A 22,626-nucleotide genomic window follows, 5' to 3' on the forward strand; every position below is an offset into this window, starting at 1 on the left:
GCACCGCCGCTCGACCCGCGTCACCGCTCGACCCGCATCACCGCACGACCCGCATCACCGCACGGTGGCGAAGGCCCGCCGGCAGTAGCCGATCAACTCGCCGGCCGCGGGATTTCGCTCCGCACGCCAGACCAGCGCGAGCACCGCCGGGACCGTCATATCCGTGATCGTCACGGCGGTGAGCAGGGCGCGGTGCCCCGCGATCATCGATTCGGCCATGACCGCCACCGCGAGACCCCGGATGGCCAGCGCGGCCAGTGCGTCCGGCGCGCTGGCCTCCAGGGCGATCGTCGGCCGGATCTCCTGGGCCGCACAGTGCTGGTCGATCATCGTTCGCAGGCCGGTACCGGCGGGCAGGCACACCAGCGGGTGTTCGCACACCTCGCGCAGCAGGACACCGCCGCCCCGGAGGGCCAGCGGGTGCCCGGCGGGGACCGCCGCGACGAGACGGTCCCGCACGACCACGCAGGCGTCGAGCCCGTCCGGCGCCGGCGCGGCGCCGGCCAGGCCCACCAGCGCCGCGTCCAGCGCCCCGGCGCGCGTCTGCTCGATCAGATGGTCGGAACGGTCCTCCCGCACGGTCAGCTCGATCCCCGGACGCGCCTGATGGAAGGCGGCCAGCGCGTCGAAGAGCGGCTCCAGGGTGCAGCCGGAGATCATGCCGAGGGCCAGCCGGCCGCGGACCAGGCCGGTCACCTCACCGACCGTGTGGCCCACCGCGCTGGCCGCGGCCAGGGTGGCGCGAGCATGCTCCAGCGCGGCCCGGCCGGCCGCGGTGAGAGCGGTCACCCGCCCTGACCGGTCGAAGAGGTCAGCGCCGAGCTCCCGCTCGAGCTGCCGGATCTGCGCACTCACCCCCGACTGGCTGATCCGCACCCGCTCGGCCGCGCGGGTGAAGCTCCGTTCCTCGGCGACCGCGACGAAGTACTCCAGCTGCCGCAACTCCATAACCAAGGATTCTAGATCCTAGAAGAATCATCCGTTGGACTTCTGATTCCCAGCACGAGAACGTTACGGCCAGGGGCTCCGATCCCCGACTCGCCGACGAGGAACGCAGGTACCGCCATGCGCAAGTGGTTGCCGCTGCTGACAGTCTGTCTCGGAACGTTCATGCTGCTGATCGACGTCACGATCGTGAACGTCGCCCTGCCCGACCTCGTGACCGACCTCGGTGCCTCGCTCAGCGCGCTGCAGTGGGTCATCGACGCCTACGCGCTGTCCCTGGCGGCGCTGCTGCTCGGGGTCGGCTCGATCGCCGACATCGTCGGGCATCGCCGGATGTACATCGCGGGGCTGGGGCTGTTCGCCGTCTCCTCCCTGCTCTGTGGCCTCGCGCCCGGGCCCGGCACCCTGGTCGCCGCACGCGCGGTCCAGGGTGTCGGTGCGGCGGCGATGTTCGCCACGACCTTCGCCCTGCTGAACAGCTCCTACACCGGGCGTGACCGCGGCACCGCCTACGGTGTCTGGGGGGCGGTGTCCGGCGCGTCCAGCGCGATCGGGCCGATCCTCGGCGGGCTGCTCACCGAGGGCGTCTCCTGGCGCTGGATCTTCTTCGTGAACCTGCCGGTCAGCGTGATAGCGATCGGCCTCTGTCTGACGGCGCTGAGTGACACCCACCCGCCGCGGCGGGTCCGCGTCGATCTCGGTGGCATCGCGACGTTCACCGGCGCGGCCGGTGCCCTGACCTACGCGCTCATCCGGGCGAACGAGGACGGCTGGTCCGACGCCGTGGTCTGGTCACTGCTCGCCGCATCCGCCGTGCTGCTCGCCGGATTCGTCGCCGTCGAGGCCCGGGTACGCGAGCCGCTCTTCGACCTGGCGCTGCTGCGCGACCGGCGGTTCGTCGCGGTACTGCTCACCGGCCTGCTGCTGACCTTCGCCGCCTTCGCGGCCTTCACCTACTCCTCCATCTGGCTGCAGTCCGTGCTGGGCATGGGCCCGCTCGGCGCCGGGCTCACCGGGATTCCGCTCTCGGTCGCCGCGTTCGCCGTGTCCGCCGGCCTCGGCCGCATCCTGCACGAACGGCGACCCGACCGGGTGATCTCCCTGGGTCTGCTGCTCATCGGCCTCGGCGCGCTGCTCGTCGCCGCGCTCGTCCACGGATCGGCACGTTGGCCGGCGCTGCTGCCCGGCTTCGCCGTCATCGGCCTCGGCGTCGGCCTGGTCATCCCGATTCTCGGCTCGGTGTCGATGTCCTTCGTTCCGCCGCAGCGTGGCGGCATGGCCGCCGGCGCGGTCAACACCGCCCGCCAGCTCGGGTACGCCATCGGGATCGCGGTGCTCGGCAACGTCTTCGCCGCACGCGCCCACGCCATCCTGGCCGAGCGGGACGTCCCGGCCGCGGCGCAGGTCGCGCACACCGTCGCCGGTGGGGGAAGCCGCCAGCTCCTGGGCGCGAGCGAGCCCACCGCGCGCCAGGCGCTGGACGGGGCCCTGCACGCGGCCTCCGTCGGCGCGCTCCAGATGACCTTCGTCGTCGCGGGCACCGTCGGCGTCGTCGCCAGCCTCGCCGTCGCCTACCTGATGCGTCCGCACGGCGGCGGTGGCGGCGGTGGCGGCGCGGGGTCCGTCCCGGCTCAGGACCACGCAGCCGCGATCGGGCCCGCGGCGACGCCGGCCACGTCCTGACTTGCCCCGTTAGCTGCGCTTACACTCTTGTCTCGCCAATGGGGGTAGACGGCGGGGGGTGTCGGCCATGCGCCGGCTCGGTTCGCATTACGTCCTGAGCGAGCGGCTCGGCCGCGGCGCTACGGGTGAGGTCTGGCGCGGCGAGCGGGAGGCGGACGGCACGCCGGTCGCCGTCAAGATCCTGCGCGCCGAGCTGGCGGACGACGACGAGGTCGTCGACCGGTTCCTGCGGGAACGCAGGGTCCTGCTCGCCTTCGACCATCCGCATCTGGTCAAGGTCCGCGATCTCGTCGCCGAGGGCGGGACGCTGGCGATCGTCATGGACCTGGTCGACGGGGTCGACCTGCGTGGGCACCTTCGCCGCCACGGTCCGCTGGAGCCGGCAGAAGCGGTGCGGCTGACCGCCGAGGTGCTCGACGCGCTGGGCGCCGTGCACCGCCAGGGGGTGGTGCACCGCGACGTCAAACCGGAGAACATCCTGGTCGACACCACCGACCCGGGCCGCCCGCGGGCCATGCTGACCGACTTCGGGATCGCCCGGCTCGCCCACGGGCCGGCGATGACCCGGCTCACCGGGCTGATCGGCACCCCCCGTTACATGGCACCGGAGCTCTCGGACGGCACCCGCGCCACCCCCTCAGCGGATCTCTACAGCCTCGGGGTCGTCCTGTACGAGCTGCTCAGCGGCCGGCCCCCGTTCGACGCGGAACACCCGATCGCGATGCTGCGCGCGCACCTGGAGCAGACGCCCGCGCCCCTCGACGAGCTGCCGGGCACGCTCTGGCCCACCCTCGCCCGCCTGCTCGCCAAGACGCCGGCCGACCGGCCGGGCACCGCCGGCCAGGCCCGGCTGGAACTCACGACCGCGCTGCCGGGGGCACCGACCACCACCACTGATCCGAACAGTTCGGATGAACCGGTCAGACCAGACAGCCTGAACGATCCGGACGCGACGATGATCTCCACTGGCGGATCGGGCCCAGCCGGGAAGACGGCAGCCGACGCAGCCAGGGCAACCGACGCAGGCAGGGCAACCGAAGCGGCCGGGGCAACCGAGCCGCCCATCTCGGACGAAACGATCATCTCGCCGCGGCTGACCACCCCCCTGCCCGCCACGTCCCCACCCACCGCCGCCCAGCCCGCCACGGCCCTGCCCGCCACCGCCGATCCCACGCTCAACACTCTTCTCTCCCCAGTGATCGGCAGCGGCTCCCCGGCGCCGACCGACAGGCCGGCGGACGGCGGCGCGGCCCCGATCGGCGCGGACGCGGAGTCGAAGGACGCCTCCCCCGCCCCGGTTCCAGTCGCAACCTCGGGCCGTACCCGTCCCGGATGGCCGGTATGGGTCGGGGTCGCCGCCGCGGCGGCGGTGCTCATTTCGGCCGGGTCATGGGCCCTGGCCGCGGCCGGTGGCGGGGGCGGCGACCAGGGCAGCAGCACCGCCGCCGTGGTGAACCCCCTGGCGTCGGCAGGGCCCGGCAAGCCAGCGACAGCGACCGGCACAGCGGCGACGACGACAGCCACGTCGGCGGCAGCGAACGGTTCGGGGACCGCCTCGCCATCCGGGGCGCCGTCTCCGTCCGCGACGACGGACGTCGCGACCGCCGGTCCGGGTCCGACCAGGGAAGCGGTCCCCCAGCCTGCTCACCAGACCCAGCCGAACCAGGCCAACCAGCCCACCGCGCAGCCGCCGGCCCAGCCCACCGACGACGGGCGCGGCACCGTCCCGGGGGTGGTCGGCCAGACGCTCGACGGCGCCGCGGCCACCCTGAAACAGGCCGGCTTCAACAACCTTCCATACCTGTACAACTGCTACGGAGGCTCCGCCGGGCGGGTGGTGAGCCAGAATCCGTCCGGCGGCACGCGCCTGGACCGCTCCGCGCCGGTGCGCCTGCAGGTCGAGGCGAACAACTGCGCGAAGGTGCCCGACGTCCGAGGGCTGTCCCTCAGCGCGGCCGCCGCCGCGATCAAGCAACGAGGCTTCAACAACATCCCTTACATATACGAATGCCTCGGCTCGACAGCCCTGCTGACGGTCATCACCCAGTCCCCGGCCCCCGGGACCGACCTGGTCATCTCCCAGCCCGTCGAGCTCCACCTGCAGGCCAACAACTGCTGATCCCGGCCCTTTGCCTGAACCGAGCCGGTCGTCGCCGACCCGTCAGTCCGCCTGGCAGCTGAGTGACCGCAACGGCTGCGCCGCCGTTGCCGCTTCCGAGAAAGAAGTGAGGATTCTGGCTGCCACAGCAACCGAAATCCTCACTTCTTGCGGATCGTAAAGCGACCGCGCGTCCCGTTTGTCACTATTGACGCGAATTGCTGGCGCTTTCCGGCGCAGGATTCCAATCGGGGCCGGTCGATCCAGCCGACCGGGCCGGCGTCGGCGAGCCAGTCGCGCCGTCAGCCGGCGTGGCAGCAGACCTCGAGCTCCATGCCGTCCGGGTCGCGGAAGAACAGTGACCACTCGGCGCCGAGGCGCTGGATCTCCCCGATGTCGGCGCCCAGCTCGCGCAGCCGGTCACGGGTCGCCTCCAGGGTGGCCAGGGAGTCCACCGCCAGGCCGAAATGGTCGATGGGCCCCCGCCCGCCGATGCGGCGCCGCTCTCCGATGATCTCCTCGGCCGGCACCTCGAAGACGTTGAGCGCGGCACCCCMGCCGAGGTCGAGAATCGCCATCCGAGGGTGGCCTTCTCGCGCCGCCATCTCGAAGGTCACCACGGCTTCGAACGCGTCGGAATAGAACTTCACAATATTGTCAAGATCGGCTGTAAGCGTGGCGACGTGGTTGAATCCCGCGGTGGTTGGCACTGCGTCCTCGATTCACTCGGAACACCGGCTTCACCACAGTCTGACATCGACCCGTCAGGTGTTGGTGCGGGCCACCAGACCGGCCAGCGCAGACCGGTCGATCTTGTGAAGCGGGGTGAGGGGCAGCGCGTCGACCAGGACCAGATCCTCGGGCAGCTTGTAGGTAGCCAGCTGGCCACGCAGGTGGGCGGTGAGATCGGCGAGCGTCGGCGGCCGGTCCGGGTCTCGCGCCACGACCACCGCCACCCCACGCTCACCGAGGATCTCGTCGGCCCGCGGCTGCACCGCGCACTCGGCGACCAGTGGATGGGTGCTCAGCAGCGCCTCCACCTCAGCCGGGATCACGTTGTAGCCGCCGCGGATGTACATCTCCTTCTTCCGGCCACGCAACCGGACCAGGCCCCGCCCATCGACGAGGGCCAGATCCCCGCTGCAGACCCAGCCGTCGACCAGCGCCTCGGCGGTGGCCTGCGGGTTACGCCAGTAGCCGGCCATCGCGCTCGGGGTGCGCAGCCAGAGCTCGCCGACCTCACCCGTCGGCAGCGGCCGGCCGTCGTCGTCCCGGATCTCGGCCCTGATCCCCGGTCGTGGGCGGCCGACCGAGTGCATCGCCTCGTCGTCGTCGGCGTCCGGGGCGGTGCCCAGGCCGCAGCCACCGGTCTCGGTGGACGAGTACCGCACGCAGTAGGGCGCCCCGAACCGGCGCCGGGCCTCGGCGACGAGCGCCGGCGGCGAGGCAGCGGCCCCCGCGACCAGCATCTGGACCGCCGACAGGTCGAAACCGTCGAAGTCCGGATGGCGCAGCATGAGCGCCAGCTGCGGCGCGACGGCGTTGACCACCGGCACCCGCTGCGCCGCCAGCAGGGCCAGGGTCCGCCCGGCATCCCAGCGGTCCTGGAGATGGATGCGCAGGCCCCGGCGCAGATACCAGGGCAGCTTCGTCATGAAGCCGACGTGGGCGAACTGCGTGGAGCTGAGCATCGGCTCGCCGGGCGTCCCCGCCCACTCCCGGCCCGTGTCGATCAGGACCACCGCGTCCAGCTGGGCTTCGGTGAACACCGCGGCCTTGGGCGTTCCGGTGGTGCCGGACGTGAACACGATCGCGACCGGGCGGGCCGGGTCAGCCGGCGGCGTGGCCGGAACCGGCGTACGCGCGCCGCTCCCGCGCGCCCAGCGCAGCAGTTCGTCCACCTCACCGGACTCGCTCAGCACGAGCTTCGGATCGACGGACTCGGTCAGCCGCTCCTGCTCGGGCGGTGCGAGGGCCGGGTTGACCCCGGCGGTGACGGCGCCCAGCTTCGCCGCGGCCAGGTAGGCGAGCACGTACTGGCCGCGTGACGGCAGCCGGAGCACGATCCGGTCACCGGGGCCGAGCCCGCGGGCGGCGAGGCCGGCGGCGACGCTGTCGGAGCGCTGGTCGAGGTCGGCGAAGCTGAGCCGGGCTCCGTCCGGCTCGACGAGGGCGGTGGCCGCGCCGAACCTCCGGCCGGCCTCCCGGACGGTGTCGGGCAGCCGCACCGGTGATGACGACGGCGCGGGCAGCACGGGCACCGCAGCCGCAGCCGGAACGGCCGGAACGGCCTGCCCGGACGGCACCGGGCTGTTCGCCGCGGCCGGAGTGGGGGGACCGTTCACGGGTGACGCGGGATGTCCGTCCACGGGTGAATCGTCTCCTCCCAGGTGTCGCCGACGCCATCAACCGCGGTGACCCGCTGAAAGCGCCCGCCGATGACCTATGACATCCCGGCCGGTGCGACGTCGGTCATGCTGGTTCGTCGTCCGGTCTACGAGATCGCCAGGTCGCCCGGTCGTCCAGCCATCCGGCGAGCGAGGAGGCCCGGTCGATGCCGATGGACGCGCATCTGGTCATCGGGCTCGGCTGCCTGGTCGCGGTGGCAGCCGGGTGCCTGCTGTGGGCCCGGGTCGACCGGGCTCCGGCGGTGGCGACCGCGGTGGTGCGGGCCGTCATCCAGCTCACGCTGGTCAGCCTCGCGCTACGTGGCGTGTTCGCGGCCCCACCGGCCGCCGTGGCGGCGCTGGCCGTGATGCTGACCGCCGCCGTGATCACCGCCGCGCGCAGGCTGACGGCCTTCCACCGTCCGCTGCCGGCCGTGGCCGGCTCGTGCGTGGCCGGCGCCGCGGTGACCCTGGGCATCGTGTTCGCCGTGCCGGTTCTCGACCCGTCGACCCGGCACCTGATCGCCCTGTCCGGCAGCGTCTTCGGCGGCACCATGACGGCCTGCACCCTGGTCGGCCGCCGACTGGCCGACGGGCTCGTCCGCCGCCGCGACGAGGTCGAAGGATGGCTCGCCCTCGGCGCCACCCCGCGGCAGGCCTGCGCGCAGATCGCCCGGCAGGCCGTCGGCGAGGCGCTGGTGCCCGCTCTGGACCAGACCCGCACCACCGGACTGGTGACCCTGCCCGGCGCGTTCGTCGGAGCACTGCTGGGCGGCGCGAGCCCGGCCGACGCGGCCCGCTTCCAGATCGTCATCCTGACCGGCCTGCTCACCGCTGAGACGGTCGCCGCCGTGACCCTCGCCCACCTGCTCGGAGCGCCCCGGGTACTTCCCTCCACCGGCGACAAGCGGCCCGGCCACCACAGTGATCCGTAACACTCGCGGACCGGCGAGGTGCCAATGGCCCACCTCCGCCGCGGTCCCCCACAGCATCCGCAGCGAGGTCTGTTCGGATCATTGATCCACCACACCACCGCCAGGCGCCGCACCGATCCGGTCAGCGCCCATCGCGTCCATGACCACACCGCGTTCGGTTGCGGTGTCGCCCTGATGTGTGGCCGGTGAACAGGGGCACGGTGGTTTCGGGGTCCAGGATCTCCTCGGTCACGACCGGTCTGGGCCGCATCGGATGATCCTTCTGACGGCGGTGAACGAGGTGTGTGGCCGCCGGCAGCACCGCCGTGCGGAGCACAAGCGCGTCGACGGCCAGGCCGGCGGCCATCCCGAACCCGATCATCTTGAGGGTCCGAGGTGGTTGGGCGGCGATAGCGGCGAACGTGAATATCATGATCGTGTTCATGGTGAGGATGACGTGGCCGAGGGCTGCGTGCCCACGTCGGATGTGGTCACTGCCGTGGTCACGGTCGATTCCGGACAGGTCGCGTGGCGCACCGCGGCGTCGCGAGAGGTCACGGCTTCCGCGGAGACTGCCGGGATCGGCTTGACCGGCCTCGCGAAGTCGGCCGAGCAGGGCGAGGTTCATTCCGAGGGACAGCCCGAAGACCGAGACCATGACCGGCACGAGCACGAAGGGCTCGACCGGGCTGGTGGTGACCCCGAGCATGTCGGCGAACCGCTGATCCTGGAAGAGAACCCGCAGCATGCCCGCGGCGGCCAGGACCGACAGCGTGCTGGAGGCGCCGAGAACCACGGCCAGCACGATCGAACGTGCCAGCAGAAACGTCGCCAGGGCACTGGTGGCCAGCACGATCGCCAGAAATGTCGGAAGGCTGGCACGGAAGGTGGCGGCGCCGTCGTCGAACAGGGCGGTGGGGCCACCGATGTGGGCGGTTGCCGCCGTTCCGCCCAGCAGTGGAGGGAGGGTGTCGTCGCGCAGCCTGCTGACGAGTTCGCTGGCCTGGGAGGTACGAGGGCCGGTCGTCGGCAGCACCCGGATGATCGCGGTCCCCCGGCTGTCGTCAGCCAGCGATACTTCGGCGCTCCTCACTCCGGGTACGCCTGCGATGACGGCAGCGATCCTCGAAGGTGTGACGGCGTCCCCGACGCCCGGGGCTGCGGCACGGACCCCATCGACGGCCACCAGGACCGGTCCGTTCGCCCCCGCGCCGAAGTTCTGGCTGATCAGGTCATAGGCGCGTCGTGACGTCAGCGAGGTCGTCTCGCTGCCGGCGTCACCGCCACCGACACGAAGCCCCATGCTCTGGGCGGCCAGCCCCACCAGGAGAACGCCGGCCGCGGCGGTGATGACGGCGGGATGCCGTCCGGCCTGGGCAGCCCACCACGACCGTAGCCCTGGGCGACGCCCGAGCCCGGTCCCGACGGTCGCGAGATGATGACGCTCGGCCCAGCCCAGCAGCCTCAGGCCGCCGACCACGAGCAGCGCCGGCAGCATCGTCACGATCACCAGGACGGTCACCAAGGCCGCGGCCGCTGCGGCAGACGCGACCTGCTCGAAACCGCCCAGCCTGAGGCCGCCGACGACGAGCATGGCGATACTCAGCCCAAGGCCTCCGACGATCACGGCCCCACCCGACGTGGCCATGACGATCAGGACCGCCTCGACGCGGTCCTCGCCGCGCAGCAGCTCGGACTGCGTCCGGTAGACGATGACGACCGCGCCGCCCAGGCAGGTGCCGAAGGCGAGCACCGCGGCGATGACAGGCGCGAAGGACGTCAGCGCCGCCGAGCGGGCCAGCCAGGACACGACGGCGACCGCCAGCACGGCCGACGTCGCCGCCGGCACCAGGCAGACCAGGACTCCCACCCGGGACCGCAACGTCACGCCTACCAGGAGGATCGAGGCGAGCACGGCGAGGGCCAGGGGCACCGGCGAGACGTCCGCCGACTCGAGCATCGTGACGCCCGGTCCCGACATCTCGATCTGCAGTTGCGGATCATCGTAGGCGCGGGCCACCTCGAGCAGACGATGTACCGCGTCGAGATCGGGCGCGAGCGCGTCCGCTTTCATCATCACCGCGATCAGAGCGGTTCGCCGGTCGGCGGAGACGGGATCGAGGCCCAGCATCGCCCGCCCCAGCGGCCCCGCGGGGTCGCCGACCAGAGCCACACCAGGCAGCCTGGCCAGCTCGGCAACGATCACGGCCATCCGGTCCCGCACCGGAGGTTCGTCGAGGGTCCCGCGCCGCGCCCTGAGCACCAGCGTCTCGGTGTCCGGGAGTTTGCCTCCGGTGGCGGCCGCGACCCGGTCCATCGCCTGCGCGGAATCCGAGTCAGCCGGAGCCACCTCCTGGGTGTACCGAGTATCGGAGTCGCGGAGRAAAAGGGCCGACGCCAGGACGACAGCTGTCCAGCCCAGCAGAACCAGCCAGCGGCAGCGCACGAGAACGCGCACGCGGAAACGGGGCCGCGCAGAGCCGAATCCTTCGTCGTACCCGTCATACATACGAGGGTTCCGACGGCCAAAGGTCTGAGGGAAAACGTCTACAGGAACCTCCGTGGACGTCTTTCAGACATCATCTCGTCGACCGCGGTACGTCGTGACACGCAGGTCGGCCGGCGAGCAGCTGACAGCTGGTCTTCGCGGTCACCCCGCGGAGAGCGGATTGTCCGACAGGGCCCAGCCCTCGACCACTCGCGCGCCCATCGGCTCCGGGTTGTCCTTGAACTGCACGAACTCCATGGTCTTCAGCTCCGACCGCGCACCGGTCGTCTTGTCAAGAATGTAGACCGAGTACCGAATTGCGCCCCATTCACCCTCGATCAGGACGTTGTCCAGCTGTCCCAGCTCGATGTCGTACACCGCGAACAGCTGCCCCATCATGTCCTTGTATTCCTGCAGGGTCAGTCGCTCGCTGTATACGTTGTAGTGGGCATCCGGCTCGTACAGTGTGTCGCACCATTTCAGCCACGCCTCATAGCCGTGGTTCCACTGGTCGAAACCCTCCTGGAACCGCCACCTGATACGGGTCTCGAAATCAGCACTCATTCCGGTCGTCCGCCACCTTCCGTCTCGGGAAATCCGCTCCCGTACCGCTCACCGGGTTGCGGGCTGCTCGTGGCGCTCGCGACGCTCGCGGGTGCGGTGATCGGGATGTTCCACACGATCAGCATGTTCGCGCGCCAGGCTTGCCGGTACTTGAACGTTGGTTGCGGGTTTGCTGGCGATGCCGTTGCGGTGGGCGGCTCCGGCGGATCGTCGCGGAACCAGCTCGGACGAGACCGTGGGGGCGACCGCCGCGCCCATCCTGGCCGGAAGATCGGCACTCGCGGGGGCACAGGCACGGCCAGCGATCAGCCACTGCGCCGTAGCGGCCTATCACGCCAGGTCACAACGAGCGGGCCGACCTACGCCGCCCGGCGAGCCCGTCGTCATGATGGGCGAATGGTGCCCGTTCCCGTGATGGTGGTCGAAGACGAGGAGAACGTCTCCTACGTTGTCGCCATGGCGCTGCGGCTGGCGGACTTCGAGGTGATCGAGGTCTCCACCGGGCGCGAGGCGCTACGCGTTGCCGGCGGCGACACCCCGATCGCACTCGTCATCATGGATGTGATGTTGCCCGACCTCGACGGTTTCGAGGTCTGCCGGYGGATGCGTGCCGCCGGGATGGACGTGCCCATCATCTTCCTGTCGGCTCGTGGTGACCTCGATGACCGGGTGCGGGGGCTCACTCTCGGGGGCGACGACTACCTGCCCAAGCCGTTCAGCGTCGAGGAACTCGTCGCCAGAGGCCGGGCGATCCTGCGCCGCCACGGCGCGGTCACGAAGGCATCCGTCCTGACCTGCGGCGAGCTGAGCCTCGACGAGGACGCCCACCGGGTCACCGTCGGGGGCCGGCCTGTCGTGTTGTCGCCGACCGAGTACAAGCTGCTGCATTTCCTGCTACGGAACGCGGGGCGGGTGATGACCAGGGGACAGATTCTTGACCACGTCTGGGACTTCGGCTTCGACGGTGAGTCCACGGTCGTCGAGACCTTCGTCTCGTCACTGCGGAAGAAGGTCGAAGCCTTTTCTCCGCGCCTTATTCACACCGTGCGCGGCGTGGGCTACCGGCTCAGCGATGAATGACATGGAATGACGCTCAGGCTACGGTTGGCAGTCGCCGGCGGGGTGGTGCTCGGGGTTCTCGCGATCGCCGGCTTTCTCATGATCCAGTCGGTGTGGACGGCCCAGGTCGCCCAGATCGACCAGCAGCTCACCACCGGCGCGGCCGCAGCAGTGTCCCTGGGCGAGGCGGGGCCGTTGCCCGACCTGCCGGCACCTGCCGGGCCGGCCGAGGCGCTTCCCGACGCGGTCTCGGCCATCCGGAGCGTGCAGAACGGTCTGAACTACTTCTACGTGGCGGTGCTCTCGGGCGACCGGCGCACGGTGATACTCGAGCCGGCGGTCGCTGCGGGGCAGGCACCCCAGGTGCCGGCGGGGGGAGCACGGCCGCTGACCTCGCTGCACGCGGTGACCGTGAGCTCGTCGTCCGGACCGCAACGGTGGCGAGTGGTCTTCGTCGCCGGCACCGGTGACCGGGATGTGCTGCTGGCCCAGTCGCTGGCGGKAGTGGAGGCCGCGACCGGACGGATCCGGTCAGCGATGTTCGCCGTCAGCGCGTTCGTACTGACCGTGCTGACTGCCGCCGGCTACTGGGTGGAACGGCTGGGCCTGCGTCCCATCGCCCGCGTGACGCAGGTCTCCGACGCGATCTCCACCGGTGATCGTTCGCGGCGGGTGGACACAATGGGATCACGCCGGTCGGAGGCCGGTCACCTGGCTCGCGCCTTCAACGTCATGTTGGACGAACAGCAGGAGAGCCGGGATCGCCTCCAGCGCTTCGCCGCCGACGCCTCACACGAACTACGCACGCCCGTCTCGGTGGTCCGAGGGCTCGTCGAACTGTGGGGGCAGGGGCACCTGCGTGAACGCGAAGATCTTGACGAGACGATGCGCCGGATCGGGCGGGAGGGCCGCCGGATGGCGGACCTCGTGGAGGACCTGATGCTCCTCGCGCGGCTGGACGAGAACGCAGCCGGGCAGCACGGGCAGGTCGACCTCGCCACGATGGTCCGCAACACCGAACGCGAGGTGTCGGAGCGGTATCCGTCCCGCAGGCTGCGATGCCACGTGTGCGACCCGGTCGACGTGCAGGGGGACGAGGTGGCGCTGCGGCAGGTGCTCACCAACCTGCTGGAGAACGCGCTTGTGCACACCCCGCCCACTGCCTCGGTGTCGGTGTCGGTGCGGGCAGGCGAAGCCGGCGGCACGGCGGTTCTCCAGGTGAGCGACACCGGGCCGGGGATGAGCCCGCGGGATGCCGAGCGGGCGTTCGACCGGTTCTGGCGGGCCGACGCGAGCCGCTCCCGGCCCGGCTCGGGACTCGGCCTGCCGATCGTGGCGGCGATCGTCGCCGCCCACGACGGCAAGCTCGCCTTCGACACCTCACCGGAGCACGGAACCACCGTCCGCATCGAACTGCCCATAGCCGAAGATCTCCAGCAGACCCGCATCTAGCCCTCAAGTAAGGGCAAGCCTGGCACGGGAACATACCGGCACTCGCCAGCTGAACCGGATTCCTCCCTGTGCCCACGAGAGCGACGGGCAGAAAGGCGTCCGGCGGGACACAACCGGAGTCAGAATGTCCGACCAAGCTTCCAGCAGGTCTCCCCTGAGCCGGAAGACAACAGCGGGTCTCACCCGCCGGAAAATACTCGGAGCGGCTTTCGGGACGGCCGCCTTCGGCGCGGCCGCGGCCGGCGGGCTGACCGCGTGCTCCGACGACACACATTCGCAGAGCTCCGGCGGCGCCGGCGCCGGCGGGACCGAGGTGCGGGAGCGGGCTGTCGTCGTCGGCAGTGGCTTCGGCGGGGGTGTGACAGCACTGCGGCTGGCCGAGGCCGGCGTCCCGACGCTGGTCCTGGAACGCGGCATCCGGTGGCCGAGCGGGCCCAATTCGACGACCTTCAGCCGTTTCGCCACCGTCGACAACCGATCCTCCTGGCTGACCGACCACAGCATGCTCCGAGGTGTCGACAGGACCTGGAAGCCGTTCACCGGAGTCATCGAGACCGTCGTGGGTGACGGTATGGACATCAACTGCGGGGCCGGGGTCGGCGGCGGCTCCCTGGCCTACCACGGCATGACGTTGCAGCCGACCAGGGAGAACTTCGCCGCGTCCATGCCGACGGCAGCCGGCCTCTACGACGAGCTGAACCAGTGGGCCTACCCGACCGTTGCCAGGATGCTGGGCATCTCCACAATCCCCGACGACATCCTGAATACCGACCCCTACCGCTCGTCCCGACTGTTCCTGAAAACCGCGCCGGACGCCGGCCTACAGCCGTTCCGGGTTCCCCTGCCCGTCGACTGGAATTTCGTCCGGGGTGAGCTCACGGGCGAGTACCAGCCCACCTACACCACCAGTGACCTCGCATTCGGTGTCAACAACGGCGGCAAGCACTCCATCGACGCCACCTACCTGGCCGCCGCGGAGAAGACCGGCCGGGTGCGGGTGGAGCCGCTGCACGTCGTCCGCGACATCTCACTCGACCGGAAGAAGCGCTGGGTACTGGCCATAGACCGGATCGCCACCGACGGCACAGTCCAGGAACGGAAAAGGATCGTCGCGGACGCGGTGTTCCTCAACGCCGGCTCCGCCGGCACGACACGGCTCCTGGTCAGGGCGCGGGCCAAGAACCTCGTGCCGGACCTGCCGGACTCCATCGGTACCCAGTGGGGCAACAACGGCGACCGCATCTACGCCTGGACCGGGATGAACGGCGACATCGGAACCCAGCAGGGCGGCCCGGCCTGCGTGGGGGGCCGCGACCCGCTCAGCCCCATCCCGTTCACCTTCATCCACGCCGGGTCGCCCATGCAGATCCCCGGGGTCAAGATGATGACCGTCGTCGGCTTCGGGGTCGTCCAGGCGGCCGGCACCTGGACCTACGATCCAGACAAGGACGACGCCGCACTCACCTGGCCGGCATCCGCCGAGGCCGACCTGCAGAAGCTGATCGGCGAACGCATGCAGCGGCTGGCCGCAGCGGGCGGCGGAACAGTGATCGACACCGACCAGGCCGCACCGTCGACCTGGCACCCGCTGGGCGGCGTTCCCATGGGCGCCGCAGTCGACCAGTACGGCCGAATGCTCGCCCACCGCGGCCTCTACGTACTCGACGGCGCACGGATCCCCGGCTCCACCGGTGCCTGCAACCCGTCCATGACCATCGCCGCCCTGGCCGAACACAGCATGGCCACGATCATTCGCCAGGACGTCGGACAAGTTTTCTAGCGCCGCGACCGGCGGCCGCTCCCCATCCGGATTTCAGCTCGACCACGCCCACGAGCGCGGCCGGTCGTCGCTCATCCGCCAGTGATTTCCTGACGCCAGGTGTGGAAAAAGTGGCGCAGCCGGTCGGCGGCCGGCTGAGGCAGTCCCAGGTCGTCGTCGGTGAACCGGCCGATGGTTCCGATCATGTCGGCGAACACCTGCAGGTCGAAGCCGTCGTCCTGGGTCTGGGCGAGGTGGACGAGTTCATCCTTGGTGAAGACGTTCGCCAGGTCGTGCACGTCGGTGAAATCGCGTGCCTCGGCTCGGCCGAACAGGGCGAGGGTCTTGCGGGCGGCCAGGTCATGGGCGCTGAGTGTCGGGCCGAGTTCGGTGAGGGTGGGTGGTTCGTCCGGCGGGCTGTCGACGCCGAGATCCACGATCAATGCCTCATCGCCTGCCTCGACGACAAGTCTGGCGAAGCTCCCCGTGAGCATGACCCGCCGGATGGCCCAGCCCTGCGAAGCCGCCGCGCGTTCGAACGCCACTGCCGTGTCGGGGATCGATGCCGTGGGCGGGAGAGCGGTGAACAGATCGACGTCGCGGGTCTCGCGGTCGACCAGATCACGTGCGATGAGCGCGGCGCCACCCGCGACCGCGAAGCCCGCGCTTTCGGGCAGCCCGAAGAAGATCCGCGCAACTGCCCGCTGCAACGATGTGATCATCCGAAAGCGGTCCGTTCCCAGGCGCGCCGGATCTGGACGGGAAGGACAAGCTCCGGCCAGGCGTCGACGAGCAGTGCCCCGTCGATGTAAGTGAGGATGTCCTCCGCCGTCCCCTCGCGCAGGACAATCTCGTACAAGCGGTGGCGCTGCCGGCGGTCCGTAAGGTCGTAGGTCCGATCAGGGTCGGACCAGTTCAGATGGACGGGCAAACGTACTCGCGCCAAGGCCTGCCGGATCGGAAGCCGAGGCAGCCGATCCGGCACGGTGAACGGTCGTCCTCGGCTGTCCACCACGACCTCGAACGAGGGCACCGGCACCGCGTCGAGCCGGAAGCCGGCCGCCGCCAGCAGACGCGTCGCGGTCTCCAACGTCGGCGACTTCACCCCGTGCTCATAGGCCGCCAACGTCGGCCGCGACGTGCGCGCCCGCCGCGCCAGCTCGGCCCCGGACAAGCCCGCCTCCAGCCGCGCCGATTCGATCAGCCGGCCTGCCAGCGAATCCACCACTCCCCCTCCGCCACGACGACAAACGTATCCGATGAGATACGCTACTCGCCCTTCGATCCGTTCGCCGGCCCAGCCGGCGTGACCTCGGCATGAGCCCGCCGCCAAGCGACTTGAGCCGCCGATGGCCGAGATCAACCAGTACCAGTCAGCCGCAAGCGGCAAGGACATCGCCTACGAGATGGCGCAGAAGGCCAGCAACGGCGGAACCCCCGGCCTCGCCCAGATCGGCTATCTCAACGTCCGGGTCAGGACCGAAGGGCGCAACATCGCGGATGTCGCGCTCGACCCCGACCGGTGGCGGCTCGTGCAAAGTGTCCGCAGCACAGACTTTCCTTGAGCGGGTGGAAGTGGTGTTGCGGCTTCTCTCCCGCGAACCCCAGAGGACTCCGAGAACGTCGACCCACACTCCCCGAGGAGTTCCTCAAGGAAGAACAGACCCGCATCGACCGGGCCCTGTCCCGCGCCTGCGAAACCCTTGCCCTGTGTGAGGGTGAAGCTCTGCGAGGACAGCCACACCCTTTACCGGACGGCACCCGCAACCTGCGGCTCACGGTTCGGGATCACGAATGCCACCGGCCGGCACGGCGGCACCTACCCGTATTTCTACTGCCTGGGCCGGTCCCACACTGCGCCGACTCTCACGCTCGCCCACGGCGACATCAGGGGCCACAGGGGACAAACAAGAACGCCGCCCGGCGCTTCACCGGGCGGCGTGTTGCTTACCGAGAGACAGAGAAACCATGATCGGGATTCGAACATGGCAACTCTGGTGGAGGTGAGGGGACTCGAACCCCTGGCCTCCTCCGTGCGAGGGAGGCGCTCTACCAGGCTGAGCTACACCCCCTGGAAGCAACTGAAGCTTACAGGACGCGGGACGAAAGTGGGTGGGCGCCCCCTCCGGTAGTTGTCTCGTCTGGTGGGTGGGCTTCTGACGGCGGTGTGCCGCCGGCGGCGAGCCCCGGCTGGTCAACGCCGGTGGCTCTGGCTGTCGCGAGCACGGAGTACGTCCGCTCGGTGAAGGCCATCGCGGGTTCGGCCGACTGGACGTCTATGGCCGGTCTGGCTGGCCTCGCTTGACGGGGTGACTGGCCCTGGGCCGGTACCAGGCGTGGGGAGGCCGCCTGGTGGCCGCTGGCGGTGGCAGTGACGGTGACGAGGCCGGCCAGCACGAGCATGGATTCGAAGATGGCGGCGGCTTCGGCGACGGCGAGCAGGCCTGCCTCGTGGCCGCGCCAGCCGCGGGACCGGGCTCCGTCGAGCACGATCCTGGTGTCGGGCCGCGGTTCGGGTCCGTCGCCGTCCCTGCCGCTGCCGCTGGGGCTGCCGCTGCCGCTGGGGCTGCCGCTGCCGCTGGGGCTGGGACCGGAGTCGGGTCCGGGGCCGACGAAGACCAGCCGTCCGCCGGTGGGCACTGTCCGGTCCTGTACCGGGCGGTTCTCCCACAGTTCGAGGGTTTCCTCCGGGCTCCAGGCGTCGTCGCGCAGCGGCGTCTGCCAGGCCGCGCGCCCGGGCCGGTAGACGTGGAGATGCACCCGGACGCCCCGGCAGCGGAAGTGCAGCCCGGTGCCATCGGCGGTGACGGCCTTCAGGTCGATGGGGACGGCGCTGCTACCCGGGCAGGTGACGAATCCGCGGTCCCGCAGCCGGGCGAGCCAAGATTCGAATGTCAAGACAGGAACTCTCCTCCTGCCGCTGTCCGCTCCGGCTCCGGTGGCCTGCACCAGCCGGCTCCGATCACCGGCTGGCGGTGATCGGGGCGGGCGGTGCGGCGGACCGGACTACGGGCGGATCCGACGGCACGACATCGAGACACGCAGTGACCGAACCGGAGGGCTGGTGCCATGCGGAGCAGGCGGCCATCGATGGCCGCGCGGCTCGGCGCTGGCACGTGATCACGTTTCTGGCGGTCCCGACCGGCTGTGATGACCGGTGGGCGGGTTCGGTGCGCGGATTGGCCCGATACCGAACGTGATCCGGAGGCCCCTCACGCCCTGGCCCGTCAGGCTGAGCCTGACCGGGCGACGCCGGGTGGCCGTTGTCGGCGTGGAGGCGGCGTCAGCGGGCGCGAGGGCAGGGACAACACCGCGTACAGGCAGCCGACAGCTCCGTGCGCCGGGAACCGGCGGCGGAGGCGAGCTGCGAGCGGAGTGTCACCAGGCCATTATGCACGCGGACGGCGCCGGGCGTCGGCTGCGCCCGGCTCAGGACGTCCGGCTGCGCGGCGATGCCGGGCCGCCGCGCGGGCGCTCCGGCACGCTGGCCTGGTAGTGCGGGACTTCGCGGCTGCCCGCTCGACCGCGGGATGTTGTCAGGCTCACGGCACGGGTCAGCTGCCGACCGCGTGGCGGCGCAGCAGTGTCTCCAGTTCGTCCGGGGTCTGCCCCTGGGCCTGGTCCGCCGGCGCCGCGGCGGCCGCGGCCCCGCTCGCCGCCCCCGCGCCGCTTCCGCCCGCCGCAGTACCACCGGCCGCGGCGGGCGGGATCAGACCGCCGTGGGTGCCCGGTGGATTGACCTGGACCCGCCCCGGACGCGAGGTGTTCGGGCGTGCACCGGGCCGCGGGACGGGCCGTTGCGCGCCGCCGGTGCGATACCCGGAGGAGCCGGAGCCGGCCGTTCCGGTGGCGACACCGGGCGCGGGCGCCCCTGAGCCGCTGTCGGCCGCCTCGGCGTACTGGTGACTGTTCTCGTAGCCCTGGACGTCGTGGCCCTGGACGTCGTAGCCCTGGCCTTCGCCCTGGGGCGCGTACTCGTAGTACGCGGCCTGGTCGACGTCCGCGGGCTGATCCGGGTGGCCGCCGTAGGCGACCTGCTCCGCATGCTCCGCCGGGTAGCTCGCCTGGGCCGTGTACTCAACCTGTTCGGCCTGGACGTACTCGACGTACTCGACCGGCCCCAGGTGGTCACCGTGCCCTGAGTGCTCGCCGTAGGCCGTGTAGGCGGTACGGGTCACCGTCCGACCGGTGTAGTGGATTCCAGCCGCCGGCTGCGCCACCGCGCCGTCGGCCTCGCCCTCGTAGCCGTCRGCCACGTAACCGCCAGCCGCGTGGCCGTCGGCCGCGTAACCGTCGGCGTCGTAGCGGTCGTCCTCGTAGCCGTCGGCCGGGTACTCGTCGGCCGGGTACTCGTCGGTGTCGTAGTCACCGGCAGAGGAGTCGCCTTCCGCGTCGTCGTCGGAGCCCTCGGGCGAACCGGCCTGGTAGGAGCCGTCTCCGGCGTGGCCGCGGCTGGCGGTGCCGGCGAGATCCACCGTGTCGGCCCGGGCGTGCGCGAGGTCCGCCTCGGTCAGATCGCCGCCGCTGTCGGTGGACAGCCGCACCGGCGCGTAGTCACCGCCGCGCGTCGCCGAGCCCGCCGACCCCGCCCTGGCCGGCGTGGCCTGCCCCACCGCTCCCGCGCCGCCGGACCAGCCCCGGATGCCGCCACAAGCCCGTGCGGCCCGGTCGGCGGCGATGCGCCGGTCCAGCTCCGCCCTGGACCGCAGCAGCCGCCGGTGAGCCTGCGCGGACCGGCGCAGGTGGGCCACATAGCCGAACGTTCCGGCGTCCACGATGAGCTGGACGACGATCCACATGCCACCGAGACTGGCCGCGAGGACGACGCTGATCGGCATCGCGACGAGCAGCACGAGCAGCCGCTGCCGGCGCAGTCGGATGAGTGCGGTGTGCTCCGCCTGCACGGCACGCACGGCCCGGTCGGCGGAGACGTTGCGCAACGCGCCGGACCGCGGCCCGAACAGGTGAGGAGCCGGCTGGGCGTCATCGAACGCGGCCGTCGCCGCCGTCGCCGCCGTCGTCGCCGGATTCCCGGAGTCCGCGGTGGCGTGGGAATCCGCCGAGCCGCGGGAATCCGCCGAGCCGCGGGAATCCGCCGAGCCGGAGGATTCCACCGAGCCGGCGCCTGCGTCCGAGCCGGCGCTTCGGTCCGAGCTGGGGCCCGATGGAACGCCTGCGCGCGAATGCGCCATCCCTGAAGCCTCCTGTGCCCCCGTCACCGGGCTCTGGGACGTGGCCCTGGTGAGCGGGTCCACCCCGCCGCGTGGCGAGACGCGCCGGGAGAGCACCCGCATTGCGGTGGAGAAACGGTCCGCGGACCGCTGCTCCACCGCCGAGTCATGGTGCCGCAGCCACATGGGGATGAGCACGAAGCCCCACACCGCGACGATCGCGAGCCAGATGATCGCACTCATTCGATCACGATCCGTGACAGCCCGAGGACGTCGTTGGGTGGCCTGACGTCGCCAACCCAGTGCGGAACGCCCACACCGGCGGAGCGCCCTTCACCATTGCCGGCGCCTTCACCGTCGCCGGTGAGAGTGGAGCCGGCCCGCACCCGCAGGTCGCGAGCCTGGCGCGGACCGGATGCGCCGGGCGCGTGCCGCGCGAGCGAGCGGACCACCGGGATGCCTCTTCTCGATGTCGTCGTTTACGATTTCGTGCCCGACGCTAGTGAGCGCAATGCGCGCGGTCACCGACCGGAACCCCGCGTGTCGCACACGTCGGCGAGGTTCACCGGATGGTCGTCCGCTGTCAATCCGAGGTGGCACCGATGTGGCCCGGGCGACGACCCCACCACCGGGCACACCGGTAGCACGATGATCACCCAACGTAAGAAGTCATGCCCGCGAGGCCTTTCCCGCCGGGGAACGGGCCGTGGACGCCTTCCACGGCCACCTCCCGGTGACCCCGAACAGGGTTGCCGCCAGTGCCCGGCGCAAGGCACCGCGACCGGGTGGAACGGTTTCAGGGGCGATTCGCGACGGTAGAGAAAACCTCAGGGGAGCCCGCCGAGCGAGACCATCCCCACCTTGGAAGGTGCGGACGAGGCTCCGCCGTGCGCCCCCTTCAGGAGTGGGCCGAACGGGCGCGGCTCCAGCGCGCCAGCAATCCGTCCGGGACGTCCTCGGTCGTCAGCGCGAAGCAGATGTGGTCGCGGTACTCGCCGTCGATCGCGAGAAACCTGCGGTGCAGGCCCTCCTCGCGGAAGCCGAGCTTCGTCAGCATCCGGCGGCTCGCCGCGTTCTCCGGGCGGACGTTCGCCTCCAGCCGATGCAGACCCACCGGCCCGAAGCAATGGTCGGTCACCAGGGCCAGCGCGGTCGGTGTGATTCCCCGGCCGGCGCGGGCGCCGTCGAGCCAGTAGCCGACCTGGGCGCTGTTGAAGGCGCCCCGCACAATCGTCGACACGGTGAGCTGGCCCGCCAGCCGCCCGTCGATCGCGATGACGAACGCGAGCGCCGCACCGGCCCTGGACTGCGCCCGCAGGCGGTGCATCATCTGCGAGTACACGCTGAAGGTCTGGTGCTCGTTCCAGGTCTCGCGCACCGATGGGGCCCCCGGCCGGGTCGCCTCCCACGGCGCGAGCCAGTCCGCGTTGCGGCTGCGCACCTCGACCCAGGCTCCGGCGTCACGAAGCCGCATGGGCCGCACGACGACGTCGCCGTGGCGCAGCACAGCCGGCCATCCGGGTGCGCTCACCCGCGACTCCTCCCGCCGCTGTCGCCGGCGTGACCGGTGCTGGCGGCGTGACCGGTGCTGGCGGCGTGACCGGTGCTGGCGGCGTGATCGGTGTCGCCGCGCAGCTGGGCGAGGGCGTGCGCGACGACCGGGCCGAGCACGGCCAGCCCGTCACGGACTCCGCCGGTCGAGCCGGGCAGGTTCACGATCAGGGTCGTCGCGCGGGTGCCGGCCAGGCCCCGGGAGAGGACAGCGGTGGGCACCTTGTCCCGCCCGGCGGCCCGCAGTGCCTCGGCGAGCCCCGGCAGCTCACGTTCGAGCAGGCCCCGGGTCGCCTCCGGGGTGACGTCACGTGGCCCGAGACCGGTGCCGCCGGTGGTCACGACCAGGGCTGTGCCAGCGTCGACGGCCGCGCGGATGACGGCGGTGATCTCGTCCTGCTCATCCGGCACCACGACCGGTGCCGGCACGTCGAACCCGAGCCCGGTGAGGCCCTCGACGAGCAGCGGGCCCGACCGGTCGGTGTAGATACCGCGGTGGGCACGGTCCGAGACCGTCACGACCAGCGCCCGGGCACCCGGCGGCGGACCTGGCAT

Annotated in this window: 19 protein-coding genes and 1 tRNA gene; 7 read left to right on the top strand and 13 right to left on the bottom strand. The window is 71.2% G+C overall.

The genetic code is table 11. The features are described from left to right. Positions 1-54 precede the first annotated feature (54 nt). A complete protein-coding gene (locus CcI49_RS24580) occupies positions 55-948 on the bottom strand; it encodes a LysR substrate-binding domain-containing protein (protein WP_076829647.1) in 894 nt (297 codons plus the stop codon). A gap of 117 nt (positions 949-1,065) precedes the next feature. Here CcI49_RS24580 and CcI49_RS24585 point away from each other — a divergent pair, with 117 nt between their 5' ends. Further along, positions 1,066-2,628 carry an MFS transporter gene (locus CcI49_RS24585; RefSeq protein ID WP_076829650.1) on the top strand — a complete coding sequence of 521 codons (1,563 nt, stop codon included), beginning with the start codon at positions 1,066-1,068 and terminating at the stop codon, positions 2,626-2,628. A gap of 67 nt (positions 2,629-2,695) precedes the next feature. Then, a complete protein-coding gene (locus tag CcI49_RS24590; protein ID WP_076829653.1) occupies positions 2,696-4,747 on the top strand; it encodes a serine/threonine-protein kinase in 2,052 nt (683 codons plus the stop codon). A gap of 281 nt (positions 4,748-5,028) precedes the next feature. Here the strand turns inward: CcI49_RS24590 and CcI49_RS24595 are convergent, their stop codons facing one another. Together CcI49_RS24595 and CcI49_RS24600 are read right to left on the bottom strand one after the other, a co-directional pair. Further along, positions 5,029-5,436 carry a VOC family protein gene (locus CcI49_RS24595; RefSeq protein WP_076829657.1) on the bottom strand — a complete coding sequence of 136 codons (408 nt, stop codon included), beginning with the start codon at positions 5,434-5,436 and terminating at the stop codon, positions 5,029-5,031. 54 nt (positions 5,437-5,490) lie between these two features. Continuing rightward, on the bottom strand, positions 5,491-7,095 hold the full coding sequence (locus CcI49_RS24600; protein WP_076829662.1) for an AMP-binding protein: 1,605 nt from the start codon (positions 7,093-7,095) through the stop codon (positions 5,491-5,493). Between the two features lie 185 nt (positions 7,096-7,280). Here CcI49_RS24600 and CcI49_RS24605 point away from each other — a divergent pair, with 185 nt between their 5' ends. Further along, complete coding sequence (locus tag CcI49_RS24605) at positions 7,281-8,048, top strand: ABC transporter permease (RefSeq protein WP_054571397.1); 768 nt, start codon at positions 7,281-7,283, stop codon at positions 8,046-8,048. A gap of 121 nt (positions 8,049-8,169) precedes the next feature. Here the strand turns inward: CcI49_RS24605 and CcI49_RS24610 are convergent, their stop codons facing one another. Then, positions 8,170-10,485 (bottom strand): MMPL family transporter, encoded by a 2,316-nt coding sequence (locus CcI49_RS24610; protein WP_158230810.1) that lies wholly within the window; start codon positions 10,483-10,485, stop codon positions 8,170-8,172. 192 nt (positions 10,486-10,677) lie between these two features. Then, complete coding sequence (locus CcI49_RS24615; RefSeq protein ID WP_076829669.1) at positions 10,678-11,079, bottom strand: nuclear transport factor 2 family protein; 402 nt, start codon at positions 11,077-11,079, stop codon at positions 10,678-10,680. Between the two features lie 396 nt (positions 11,080-11,475). Between CcI49_RS24615 and CcI49_RS24620 the strand changes: the two genes are divergently transcribed. The 3 genes from CcI49_RS24620 (at position 11,476) to CcI49_RS24630 (ending at position 15,370) form a co-directional block, all read left to right on the top strand. Continuing rightward, positions 11,476-12,159 (top strand): response regulator transcription factor, encoded by a 684-nt coding sequence (locus tag CcI49_RS24620; RefSeq protein WP_076829673.1) that lies wholly within the window; start codon positions 11,476-11,478, stop codon positions 12,157-12,159. Between the two features lie 6 nt (positions 12,160-12,165). Next, the gene (locus CcI49_RS24625; protein WP_083749688.1) at positions 12,166-13,590 is read left to right on the top strand and encodes a HAMP domain-containing sensor histidine kinase; all 1,425 of its coding nucleotides are present in this window, start codon (positions 12,166-12,168) and stop codon (positions 13,588-13,590) included. A 124-nt stretch (positions 13,591-13,714) separates the two neighbouring features. Next, positions 13,715-15,370, top strand: coding sequence for a GMC oxidoreductase (locus CcI49_RS24630; RefSeq protein ID WP_076829679.1), 1,656 nt, complete (start codon positions 13,715-13,717; stop codon positions 15,368-15,370). A gap of 71 nt (positions 15,371-15,441) precedes the next feature. Here the strand turns inward: CcI49_RS24630 and CcI49_RS24635 are convergent, their stop codons facing one another. Beyond that, positions 15,442-16,071: a nucleotidyl transferase AbiEii/AbiGii toxin family protein gene (locus CcI49_RS24635; protein WP_116437490.1), complete on the bottom strand. Its 630-nt coding sequence runs from the start codon at positions 16,069-16,071 to the stop codon at positions 15,442-15,444. Continuing rightward, positions 16,068-16,574 carry a helix-turn-helix transcriptional regulator gene (locus CcI49_RS24640; protein ID WP_241840218.1) on the bottom strand — a complete coding sequence of 169 codons (507 nt, stop codon included), beginning with the start codon at positions 16,572-16,574 and terminating at the stop codon, positions 16,068-16,070. Before CcI49_RS24640 ends, CcI49_RS24635 begins: the two co-directional genes overlap by 4 nt. A 124-nt stretch (positions 16,575-16,698) precedes the next feature. Between CcI49_RS24640 and CcI49_RS24645 the strand changes: the two genes are divergently transcribed. Then, the gene (locus CcI49_RS24645) at positions 16,699-16,914 is read left to right on the top strand and encodes a hypothetical protein (protein ID WP_076829683.1); all 216 of its coding nucleotides are present in this window, start codon (positions 16,699-16,701) and stop codon (positions 16,912-16,914) included. 430 nt (positions 16,915-17,344) lie between these two features. Here the strand turns inward: CcI49_RS24645 and CcI49_RS24650 are convergent. The 6 genes from CcI49_RS24650 to CcI49_RS24675 all read right to left on the bottom strand — a co-directional run bounded on the left by CcI49_RS24650 (position 17,345) and on the right by CcI49_RS24675 (position 22,626). Beyond that, positions 17,345-17,421, bottom strand: a tRNA-Ala gene (locus CcI49_RS24650). Between the two features lie 16 nt (positions 17,422-17,437). Next, on the bottom strand, positions 17,438-18,247 hold the full coding sequence (locus CcI49_RS43530; protein WP_076829686.1) for a hypothetical protein: 810 nt from the start codon (positions 18,245-18,247) through the stop codon (positions 17,438-17,440). A gap of 656 nt (positions 18,248-18,903) precedes the next feature. Then, on the bottom strand, positions 18,904-20,763 hold the full coding sequence (gene glpR / locus CcI49_RS42200; protein WP_076829689.1) for a gephyrin-like molybdotransferase receptor GlpR: 1,860 nt from the start codon (positions 20,761-20,763) through the stop codon (positions 18,904-18,906). Further along, on the bottom strand, positions 20,760-20,972 hold the full coding sequence (locus CcI49_RS24665; protein ID WP_076829693.1) for a hypothetical protein: 213 nt from the start codon (positions 20,970-20,972) through the stop codon (positions 20,760-20,762). Before CcI49_RS24665 ends, glpR begins: the two co-directional genes overlap by 4 nt. Positions 20,973-21,418: 446 nt before the next feature. Further along, on the bottom strand, positions 21,419-22,051 hold the full coding sequence (locus tag CcI49_RS24670; RefSeq protein ID WP_054571410.1) for a GNAT family protein: 633 nt from the start codon (positions 22,049-22,051) through the stop codon (positions 21,419-21,421). Further along, complete coding sequence (locus tag CcI49_RS24675; protein WP_076829697.1) at positions 22,048-22,626, bottom strand: MogA/MoaB family molybdenum cofactor biosynthesis protein; 579 nt, start codon at positions 22,624-22,626, stop codon at positions 22,048-22,050. The genes CcI49_RS24670 and CcI49_RS24675 overlap by 4 nt, the downstream gene beginning before the upstream one ends.

The organism is Frankia sp. CcI49, assembly GCF_001983215.1.
Classification (GTDB): domain Bacteria; phylum Actinomycetota; class Actinomycetes; order Frankiales; family Frankiaceae; genus Parafrankia; species Parafrankia irregularis.